Source organism: Streptomyces phaeochromogenes (assembly GCF_001418655.1).
Lineage (GTDB): Bacteria > Actinomycetota > Actinomycetes > Streptomycetales > Streptomycetaceae > Streptomyces > Streptomyces phaeochromogenes.
Genome location: NZ_LIQZ01000338.1, coordinates 315 through 10,486 on the forward strand (window position 1 = coordinate 315; position 10,172 = coordinate 10,486).

General features: G+C 71.1%; 10 protein-coding genes. 1 reads left to right on the forward strand and 9 read right to left on the reverse strand.

The features are described 5' to 3' along the window. From AOK17_RS36400 to AOK17_RS36415, 4 genes are all read right to left on the reverse strand, one after another. A partial coding sequence (locus AOK17_RS36400) for a LysR family transcriptional regulator (RefSeq protein WP_055616887.1) occupies nucleotides 1-728 on the reverse strand: 728 nt, incomplete at its 3' end. Between the two features lie 106 nt (nucleotides 729-834). After that, a complete protein-coding gene (locus AOK17_RS36405) occupies nucleotides 835-2,040 on the reverse strand; it encodes a glycine C-acetyltransferase (RefSeq protein WP_055616879.1) in 1,206 nt (401 codons plus the stop codon). Between the two features lie 9 nt (nucleotides 2,041-2,049). Beyond that, nucleotides 2,050-3,078: an L-threonine 3-dehydrogenase gene (gene tdh / locus AOK17_RS36410; RefSeq protein ID WP_055616880.1), complete on the reverse strand. Its 1,029-nt coding sequence runs from the start codon at nucleotides 3,076-3,078 to the stop codon at nucleotides 2,050-2,052. A gap of 307 nt (nucleotides 3,079-3,385) precedes the next feature. Further along, nucleotides 3,386-4,570: a Gfo/Idh/MocA family protein gene (locus AOK17_RS36415; protein WP_055616881.1), complete on the reverse strand. Its 1,185-nt coding sequence runs from the start codon at nucleotides 4,568-4,570 to the stop codon at nucleotides 3,386-3,388. Nucleotides 4,571-4,871: 301 nt separating this feature from the next. Between AOK17_RS36415 and AOK17_RS36420 the strand changes: the two genes are divergently transcribed. After that, on the forward strand, nucleotides 4,872-6,755 hold the full coding sequence (locus AOK17_RS36420; RefSeq protein WP_055616882.1) for a DUF2264 domain-containing protein: 1,884 nt from the start codon (nucleotides 4,872-4,874) through the stop codon (nucleotides 6,753-6,755). A 79-nt stretch (nucleotides 6,756-6,834) separates the two neighbouring features. On the opposite strand, the gene AOK17_RS36425 is transcribed toward AOK17_RS36420, so the two are convergent. From AOK17_RS36425 to AOK17_RS50330, 5 genes are all read right to left on the reverse strand, one after another. Beyond that, nucleotides 6,835-7,428, reverse strand: coding sequence for a GAF domain-containing protein (locus AOK17_RS36425; protein WP_055616883.1), 594 nt, complete (start codon nucleotides 7,426-7,428; stop codon nucleotides 6,835-6,837). Continuing rightward, complete coding sequence (locus AOK17_RS36430) at nucleotides 7,425-8,024, reverse strand: GTP-binding protein (RefSeq protein ID WP_055616884.1); 600 nt, start codon at nucleotides 8,022-8,024, stop codon at nucleotides 7,425-7,427. Before AOK17_RS36430 ends, AOK17_RS36425 begins: the two co-directional genes overlap by 4 nt. Then, nucleotides 8,002-8,373, reverse strand: a complete 372-nt coding sequence (locus AOK17_RS36435; protein WP_055616885.1) for a DUF742 domain-containing protein — start codon at nucleotides 8,371-8,373, stop codon at nucleotides 8,002-8,004. The genes AOK17_RS36430 and AOK17_RS36435 overlap by 23 nt, the downstream gene beginning before the upstream one ends. Before the next feature lie 2 nt (nucleotides 8,374-8,375). Next, a complete protein-coding gene (locus AOK17_RS36440; RefSeq protein ID WP_055509592.1) occupies nucleotides 8,376-8,810 on the reverse strand; it encodes a roadblock/LC7 domain-containing protein in 435 nt (144 codons plus the stop codon). A 71-nt stretch (nucleotides 8,811-8,881) separates the two neighbouring features. Beyond that, nucleotides 8,882-9,406 carry a hypothetical protein gene (locus AOK17_RS50330; RefSeq protein ID WP_342671549.1) on the reverse strand — a complete coding sequence of 175 codons (525 nt, stop codon included), beginning with the start codon at nucleotides 9,404-9,406 and terminating at the stop codon, nucleotides 8,882-8,884. Between the last annotated feature and the right edge of the window lie 766 nt (nucleotides 9,407-10,172).

A 10,172-nucleotide genomic window follows, 5' to 3' on the forward strand; every position in this document is an offset into this window, starting at 1 on the left:
ACTCCCGCGTCCGCGGACGCGAGCGCGACGACCGCCCGGAAGTCGTCCGAGGAGTGCTCCAGCCGGGGCTGGAATCCCGCGTGCTCACAGGCCAGGACCACCACGTCGTGGCAGGGGTTTCCGGGGTACGGACCGATCCACGGGTCCTTGGCCAGCTCGGCGAGCGGGACCTCCGTACGGTCGGCGAGGCGGTGGGTCACCGGGACGACCGCGTCGAACGGCTCGGCGTACAGCGAGATGTGGGCGAGGCGGGGATCGTCGGCGTCCGGGGCGCCCCGGTACTCGACGGCGACGGCCACGTCGACCTGCCGGTCGAGCACCATCGGCAGGCTGGCGTCGCCCTCGGCGTCCTGGACGCGGATGCGGATGCCGGGCGCGGTCCGCGCGAGCCGGGCGACGGCGGGCGCGACGACCAGGCCGATACCGGTCGCGAAGGAGGCGACCGTGACCGTGCCCGCCGAACCCGAGTCGTACGCGGCGAGCTCGGCCTCGGCCTTCTCCAGCTGGGCGAGGACCGCGTTGGTGTGGCTGAGCAGGATCTCGCCGGCCGGGGTCAGTCGTACGCCCCTGGCGTTGCGCTCCACCAGGCGGTGGCCCGTCTCCTGCTCCAGGGCCGTCAGCTGCTGCGAGACGGCGGAGGGCGTGAGGTAGAGCGCGGCGGCAGCGGCCGTCACCGTGCGATGGTCCGCCACCGCACGGAGGATGTGGAGCCGCCGCGCTTCGATCATGTGACCGATTCTCTCAGAGGTTCGCGCTCACCCCGCTGCGCCGGTCCTCAGCCCATCCGCGGCGCCGGGCACCCGACCCCGGTCCCCCGCGCCCAGGCTTCCGCGCTCATGCCTTCGTCTCCGCCTCCAGCTCGGTCCGCGCCGCCACGAAGGCGTCCACGGCCCGGTTCACGTCCTCCGTCGAGTGCGCGGCGGACAGCTGTACGCGGATCCGGGCGCGGCCCTGCGGGACCACCGGGTACGAGAAGCCGATCACGTACACCCCGCGGTCCAGGAGCAGCTCCGCCATGCGTCCGGCGACGGCCGCGTCGCCGATCATGACCGGGGCGATGGCGTGGTCGCCGGGGAGGATGTCGAAGCCCTCCTCGGTCATCCGGGAACGGAACAGCGCGGTGTTCGCGGCGAGGTGCTCGCGCAGGTCGCCCGCCGACTCCAGCAGGTCGAGGACCTTCAGAGAGGCGGCGGCGATCACCGGGGCGAGGGTGTTCGAGAAGAGGTACGGGCGCGAGCGCTGGCGCAGCAGGGCGACGATCTCGGCGCGGGCGGCGACGTAACCGCCGGACGCGCCGCCGAGGGCCTTGCCGAGCGTGCCGGTGATGATGTCGACGCGGTCCATGACGCCGTGCAGCTCGGGGGTGCCGCGACCGCCGGGGCCGACGAAGCCGACGGCGTGCGAGTCGTCGACCATGACCATGGCGTCGTAGCGGTCGGCGAGGTCGCAGATCTCGCGCAGCGGGGCCACGTACCCGTCCATGGAGAAGACGCCGTCGGTGACGATCAGCCTGCGGCGGGCGCCCGCGGCCTCCTTCAACTGCTGTTCCAGGTCCGCGAGATCACGGTTGGCATAGCGGAGGCGGCGAGCCTTGGAGAGGCGGATGCCGTCGATGATCGACGCGTGGTTGAGGGCGTCGGAGATCACCGCGTCCTCCTCGCCGAGGAGAGTTTCGAAGACTCCTCCGTTGGCGTCGAAGCAGGAGGAGTAGAGGATCGTGTCCTCCTGCCCGAGGAAGGTCGAGAGGCGCTGTTCGAGCTCCTTGTGCACCTCCTGCGTACCGCAGATGAAGCGCACGGACGCCATGCCGTAGCCCCAGCGGTCGAGGGCCTCGTGGGCGGCGGCGATCACCTCGGGGTGGTCGGCGAGGCCGAGGTAGTTGTTCGCGCAGAAGTTGAGGACCTCACCGGGGCGACCGCCCGAGGTGACGTTCACGGTCGCGGACTGCGGGCTGCCGATGACGCGCTCGGGCTTGTGCAGTCCGGCGGCGCGGATCTCGTCGAGGGTGGTCCGGAGGTCGTCGCGTACGGAGTCGAACATCATCAGTCCTTAGTGGGTCCAGTCGAGGATGACCTTGCCGCCACGGCCGCTCGCCGCGTCGGCGAACGCCGCCTCGTGGTCGCGGTAGCCGTAGCGGCCGGTGATCACGGGGGCGAGGTCGAGGCCGCCTTCGAGGAGGACCGACATCGCGTACCAGGTCTCGAACATCTCGCGGCCGTAGATGCCCTTGATCGTGATCATGGAGGTGACGATGCGGGACCAGTCGACGGCGAACTCCTCGGACGGCAGTCCGAGCATGGCGATCTTTCCGCCGTGCGTCATGTTGGCGAGCATGTCGCGCATCGCGACGGGGTTGCCGGACATCTCCAGGCCGACGTCGAAGCCCTCGCGCAGGCCGAGCGTGCGCTGCCCGTCGGCGATGGACGACTCGGCGACGTTCAGCGCGAGGCTGACGCCGATCTTGCGGGCGAGCTCCAGGCGCTCCTCGCTGACGTCGGTGACCACGACGTGCCGGGCGCCGGCGTGCTTGGCGACGGCGGCGGCCATCAGGCCGATGGGTCCCGCGCCGGTGATCAGTACGTCCTCTCCGACCAGCGGGAACGACAGCGCGGTGTGCACGGCGTTGCCGAACGGGTCGAAGATCGCGGCGACGTCGAGGTCGACGGGGACGCGGTGCACCCACACGTTGGACGCGGGCAGCGCGACGTACTCGGCGAACGCGCCGTCGCGGCCGACGCCGAGCCCCACCGTGGCGCGGCACAGATGGCGCCGCCCGGCCTGGCAGTTGCGGCACTTGCCGCACACGAGGTGGCCCTCGCCGCTGACCCGGTCGCCCACGGAGATGTCGCCGACGTCGCGGCCCGTCTCGACGACCTCGCCCACGAACTCGTGGCCGATCACGAGCGGGGTCCTGATCGACTGCTGCGCCCAGCCGTCCCAGCTGCGGATGTGCAGGTCGGTGCCGCAGATCCCGGTCCTCAGGACCTTGATCAGCACGTCACCGGGTCCGACGACCGGCTCCGGTACGTCCATGAGCCGGAGTCCCGGCTCAGCCTTCTCCTTGACCAGCGCCTTCAACACGGCTCCCGTGTACGAGGGTTCCGGGCCGGGGCATGCCGAGGCAGGCCCCGGCCCGGAGTGAGGGGTGGCGTCACGGCAGCGGGCATGGCGGGTGGGCCATGCGGGAGCGCCTCTCAGCGGCTGCGGCGCTCCACTGCCGACGCGGAGAAATCTGCCGTACACGGGCGCTGCGGTCCATCGAGGTTTTCTTAAGCTCCGCCGCAGCTTTCCTTCACGCCTCGCTCCCCTCCCGCGAATCCGCTCGCTTCCCACGCATACCTCGGACCCGTGAGCGCGTCTGCGCCCTCGCTCGGCCCCGCCTCCGTCAGCGTGTCTGCCCCCTCTCGAAGTACGCGACCAGTTCCGCGTCCAGCGGCGGCACCTCGTACGGAACGCCGCCCCCGCGCAGTGACTCGGTGGCCCGGAATCCCGCCGCCACCGCCATCCGTGCGGCCACCGGGGACGTGTCGGTGCGCCCGCCTTCGCGTACGAACCGTAGGAACTCGTCGATCAGCAGCGGGTCCGCGCCCCCGTGCTCGGCGTCCTGCTCCACGTCGGGTATCAGGTACTCGGCATCCGCCTCGGCCCGGTATCCGGAGCGGCGGGAGTTCCACACCTTCACCACTCCCCCGGGCCCGTCCCCGAAGTTCTCCAGGCGGCCCGCGTCGCCGATGACGGTGTAGTTGCGCCAGTAGTCGGGGGTGAAGTGGCACTGCTGGTAGGCGGCCAACACCCCGTTGTCCAGGCGCATGTTGACGATCGACACGTCCTCGACGTCGATGACGGGATTGAGCGCCCGCTGGGTGTGCGGCGGCCAGTGGCCGTCCTCCGTGTACCAGTCGTCGGACTTCGGCTCGCCCGGCGAACGGCGGTGCGGATTGCCGCCGTACACCATCAGGTCGCCGAACGCCTGTACCTGCTGGGCGTATCCGCCCGCGAGCCAGTGCAGTACGTCGAGGTCGTGGGCGCCCTTCTGCAGCAACAGGCCGGTGGTGCACCGGCGTTCGGCGTGCCAGTCCTTGAAGTACCAGTCGCCTCCGTAGCCGACGAAGTGGCGTACCCACACCGTTCTGACCGTGCCGATGTCGCCGCGCAGGACGAGGTCGCGCATCTGCCGGATCACCGGCATGTGGCGCATGTTGTGGCCCACGTACAGCCGGGTGCCGGTCTCGAAGGCCGTGCGCAGGATGAGGTCGCAGCGCTCGATGGTGATGTCCAGGGGCTTCTCGACGAAGACGGGCTTGCCCGCGCGCAGGGCCGCGCAGGCGATGTCCGCATGTGTGTGGTCCGGGGTGAGGACGAGCACGGCGTCGACGTCCGGGTCGTCGATGACCTTGTGGTGGTCCTCGACGGTCCGGACGCCGGGGATGCGGTCGGCGGCCCGGTCCCGCAGTGCCGGATCGTGTTCGGCGACGACGGCCACGCACGAGCCCCGGCCGGGCCGGTGGGCGATGCGCGCGAGCGAACCGCGCAGGCCGAAGCCGAGGGCGCCGAGACGCAGGTCGGTCATGGGATGCCTTCCCGTTCGGTGACGAGGAGTCGGGTCCGGCGGCAGGGAGTCCGGCCGCGTTCCTCGGAGGAAGCCGAGCCCACCTGCGCCGGAGTCAACTTCCCATCGGGCGACGCGTTCCGGGAGAGCGCACGGGGCCGCACATACGAACAGGGCCGACCACATGCGAACAGGTCTCACGCTGTGCGCACAGGACACATGGCATACGCACACAGCACGATTGATCTGTCGGCCCCCACCAGCCGTATCCCTCTCCGGAACCTGGAATCGCGCCCGGGAACAGAGGAGTCGGAACCCCGCCATGCCCGCACCGCACGTGTCCCTGCCGCCCATCGACCACGTCCTGTCGCCGCACACCGGCTGGACGCGGGCGCACTGGGAGACGCTCGCCGACCGGCAGCTCGAAGCCCTGGTCCCGTACGCGACGCCGGGCCTCGCGCAGTACCGGCTGCCCGGGCGGACCTCGTGGTCGGGTGTGGTGTCGGACGGACTCGAAGGGTTCGCGCGGTCATTCCTGCTGGCCTCCTTCCGGATCGCCGGGGCGCGGGGCGACGTCGATCCCCGTCTCACAGAACGCTACGCGCGGGGTCTGACAACGGGCACCGACCGCGACAGCGGCGAGGCCTGGCCCGAACTCACCGACTGCTCCCAGCAGATGGCGGAGGCCGCCTCGGTCGCCGTGGCGCTGCACGAGTCCCGCCCCTGGATCTGGGACCGGCTGCACACCGAGGCGCAGGAGCGGGTCGTGGACTGGCTGTGGGGTTTTGTGGGCCGCCGCACCTGGGACAACCACTGGCGGCTCTACCAGGTGGTGGCCGAACAGTTCCTGGCCTCGGTCGGCGCGCCCCACCGCCAGGACGACATCGACGCCGGGCTCGACCGCCTGGACGACTGGTACGTCGGCGACGGCTGGTACAGCGACGGCGACGGCGGGACCTTCGACTACCACAACGGCTGGATCATGCACCTGTACCCGCTGCTGTGGTGCCGGATGACCAGCGGCGACGGCGGCGGGCGCGGCCACGTCTACCGGGAGCGGCTCGCCCGGTTCCTCGCCGACTACCCGCGGTTCTTCGGCGCGGACGGTGCCCCCGTGCACCACGGCCGCTCCCTGACGTACCGTTTCGCCACCGCCGCCCCGGCATGGATGGGCGCCCTCGCCGGCTGTACGCCGCTGGAACCGGGCCTCACCCGACGGCTGGCGTCGGGCACGGTCCGGCACTTCGTGGAGCGGGGCGTGCCCGACGAGCGCGGGCTGTTGCCGCTCGGCTGGTACGAAACGTTCCTGCCGATGGCCCAGCCGTACTCGGGGCCCGCGTCCCCGTACTGGGCGAGCATGGGTTTCCTCGGGCTGCTGCTGCCTCCGGAGCACCCGGTGTGGACGGCACGCGAACTGCCGCTGCCCGTCGAGGAGTCGGACCAGTACACCGCGCTCCCGGCCCCCGGCTGGCTGTTGCACGGCACGAAACACGACGGCATCGTCCGCCTGGTCAATCACGGCGGCGACCACAACTCCCCGTCCGGGCTCGCCGAGGACGATCCGCACTACGCGAAGTTCGGCTACTCGACGGCGACCGCGCCCGAGGCTGCCGCCCACGCCTGGGAGCGGACCGTGGACGGGCACATCGCGCTGATGGCCCCGGACGGCACCGCGTCCCGCCGGCGCAGCATCGTTCCGCTGCACTGCTCCGGGCGGACGGCCGCCTCCCGCTACAGCGCCCGACTGCCCGGCAGCGAGGAGGAGTTCCCGATCGAGACGACGAGCGTTCTGCGTGGTCCCTGGGAGATACGCGTGCACCGGGTGGTCGCGCCGACCGGCCTGACCGTCCGGGAGGGCGGCTACGCGGTCGCTTCCGAAGCCCGGCCCACCGCCGAGCGGGGCCACGGCTGGGCACTGGCCCGCACGGACAACGGGCTGACCAGTGTGGTCGTCGCGCTGCACGGCTGGGACGAGGACACGGGCATCGCGCGCGAGGTCGAGGCCAACGCCTTCGGCCCGCACTCCGCGACTCCGTACCTCCGGTGCGCGGCGGGCCGTCCGGGCGGCTCCGGCGTGTACGTCACGCTGCTCGCGCTGACGCGGGACTCCGTACACCCGCAAGCCCTACGGGAGTCGGTGTCCTGCGAGGTCGAGGGGCACGAGGTCCGGATCACGTTCCCTGAAGGGGACACCGTCTCTGTCTGACTCCGTAGTGAGGCCGCGTGGGTCCGCGTGAGTCCGCGTGGCAGAAACACCGTCCATGTGAAGGCGGAGGGCGCGCGGGTCAGAACCCGCCTTCCCGCAGCTCGATCCGCTCGACCAGCTCCGCCGCCATCGACTTGATGGTGTCGAGCCCCGCCCGCCCCCACGGCCGGGGCTCGACATCGCTGACGCACACCGTGCCGAGCGCGATGCCCGTGCGGTCGATGAGCGGGGCACCGAGATAGGAGTGGATGCCGAACTCGTCGACGACCGGGTTGCCCGCGAAGCGCGGATAGTCGCGGACGTCCTCCAGGACCAACGCCTTGTGGCGGACGACCACATGTGGGCAGAAGCCATGGTCCCGGGCCATATAGCGGCCGATCCTCGGTTTCGTGGCGTCCGTGCGATCCGTACGGGCCTCGGCAGGCGGCCCGGTCGGGGTGCCCCCGTCGGGGATGTGCAGGCCCGCGAAGAACTGCCGCTCCTCGTCGATGAAGTTGACCATCGCGTAGGGCGCCCCCGCGAGTTCGGCGAGCCGGTCCGCGAACGCGTCGAGGGCAGGCTCCGTGTGCTGCCCCAGACCGAGCACCCTCAGCCGTCGTGTTCTGGCGGGGGCCTCCTTGTCCTCGGGGGTGAGCAGCAGCCGACCGGCCGGGCGCGGCGGGTCGTACGTCATGTGTGGGCTCCATGGCTGGGGGCGTGCGAGGGGGCGTGGGCGAGGAGGTGGCGGACGAGGGTGAGCAGGGTCTGCACCCCCGAGCTGGAGATCCGCGCGTCGCAGCACACGACGGGCACGTCCGGGTCGAGGTCGATGGCCGTCCGTACCTCCTCCGGGTCGTAGCGGAAGCCTCCGTCGAACTCGTTGACGGCCACGATGAATCCCAGGCCGCGCTGTTCGAAGAAGTCGACGGCGGCGAAGCAGTCCTCCAGGCGGCGGGTGTCGGCGAGGATGACCGCGCCGAGCGCGCCTTCGGAGAGCTCGTCCCACATGAACCAGAACCGCTCCTGTCCGGGCGTGCCGAACAGGTACAGCACATGTTCCGGATCGAGGGTGATGCGGCCGAAGTCCATCGCGACGGTCGTCTCGACCTTGTTCTCGATGCCGTCGAGATTGTCGGTCGCGGCACTGACAGTGGTCAGCAGCTCCTCCGTGCTGAGCGGCGCGATCTCGCTCACCGCGCCGACGAAAGTCGTCTTTCCTACTCCGAACCCTCCCGCCACCAGGATCTTCAAGGCGGTGGGAAAGGGGTCAGAGCTGTCGTCGTAGTCCATCGAGCACTGCCTCCAGAAGAGACCGGTCAGTGGGGTTGTGGTGGAACGTCGGGGGCTTCATGCACAGCGCCCCGCAGTCGACGAGATCGGACAGCAGCACCTTGGTCACCGCGGCGGGCAGTCTCAGATGCGCGGCGACCTCGGCGACCGAGACGGGGTCCCGGCACAGTTCGAGTGCCTGGGTGTGCTCGGGGCCGAGGTAGCCGAGAGGGGTGACGCCGGTGGCCATCACCTGCGACAGAAGGTCGAGCGCGGTACTCGGCCGGGTCCGGCCGTTGCTGACCTGGTAAGGACGCACAAGGCGTCCGGCCGCGTCATCAAGCCAGGGCCCGTCGCCGGCCGAGGTCACGCTCAAGGCCTCATCGCCGACGGTTCGACGCTGTGCTGCCTCGGCGCGGTCATCAGGTACGGGCGAACGCTCTTGACCAGCATCGCCATCTCATAGCCGAGCACGGCCGCGTCGGCGTCGCGTCCGGCGAGCACGGCAAGACAGGTGCCGGAGCCTGCGGTGGACACGAACAGCAGGGTGGAGTCCAGTTCGACGACGACCTGGCGTACGTCACCGCCGTCGCCGAAGCGGACGCCCGCGCTGCGGCCCAGGGAGTAGAGCCCGGAGGCCAGGGCCGCCATGTGGTCGGCGCTGTCGGGGTCCAGCCCGTGCACCGACTTCACGAGGCCGTCGCAGGAGAGCAGCACGGCGCTCCTGGTGTGCGGTACGCGCTGCACCAGGCCGCTCATCAGCCAGTCGAGGTCGGATGCGTGCCCGGTCGGCACATCGCTCGCCATGGGGGATCGACTCCTTGAAGTACGAAGGTGTGCGGGAGCGGAGGTGTGGGTGGGGGTGGGGGTCGCGTGGTTCATCCGGCTGGTGTGCTCCCGTCGTGCCGGGCGGTGAGGTCGTGACCTGGCGCGGGCGCCGTCTCGTACGCCGCGTGCGCCTCGCGTGGTTCGTCCGCTGGGTGCGCTGGGTGCGCTTCGCCTATGGGCGTTTCATCCATGTGGGCCGAGTCCCGGAACTGGGCCTCGGCGAGCCCGATGCCGCGCTGGAACGCCGCCATCAGACCGGGGTCGTGACCCACGTGGAACTCGGAGTCCGGCCGGGGCGCGGGTCCGTCGCGCAGCTCGGGCACGAGGTGCTCCTGGGCCCGCCGTCTGGGCAGTTGGGGCCTGCTCATGGTGCCGCGCACCACTCCGCCGCGCGGGGTCGGAGGTGTGACCGTGTTCTCGGCGACGAACCGCCGATCGCCGGGACGGATACCGGGCACGGCCTCCGCCGGATTGGCCCGCGTCTCGGCACCGCGCACCGGGAGCGGCGCCGGAACACCACCGTTCACAACCGACAGCCCGCCCGACTCGCTGTCCCGCCCCGGCTGCGCAGGCACGGCGGTCCTCACGCCGTGGGCGTCGTGGGCATCGTGGGACGGATACGACGCGGATTCGTGAAACGACGCCCGCGGTACGTCGCCGGACGCGCCCGGAACCACTCCCGGTACGGGGATCGGCGTCCCGTGGGAGGGAGTCCCGTGAGCCGGACTGCCGTGGGCAGGGGTCCCGTGCGCCGGACTCCCGTGAGCGGGACCTTCGTGAGCGGGACTGCCGTGGGCAGGAGTCTCGTGAACCGGACTGCCGTGGGCGGAAGCCCCATGGGCGGAAGCCCCATGGGCCGGTGTCCCATGAGCCGGCGTCCCGTGAGCTGGCGTCCCGTGAGCTGGCGTCCCCTGAACCGGGCTCCCATGTGCGGGCGTGCCATGTGGTGGGGTGCCATGGGCCGGTGTGTCCTGCCCCGGCGTGCCGTGCCGTGGCGTGCTCCTCAGCGGCGGCTCGTGTGCCGACATGCCATGGGAAACCGCAGCCCCATGTGTTGAAGAGCTGTGTGCCGAAGAGCTATGTACCGAAGTCCCATATACCGGAGCGGCATGCGTCGACGCGGCAGGTGTCGGCACAGCGTGTACCGGCGCGGCATGTGCGGGAGCCCCAGGCACCGAAGCACCATGCACCGAGGCCCCTTGCGCCGAACCGGCAGGTGCCGAACCGGCATGCGCCTGACCACCATGTGCCGGACCACCACGGCCAACCGCACCCTCAAGCCCGGAAGCACCCGCCCCCAACACCGCGGCCCCAACACCGGCACCGCCACCCGCACCCGTA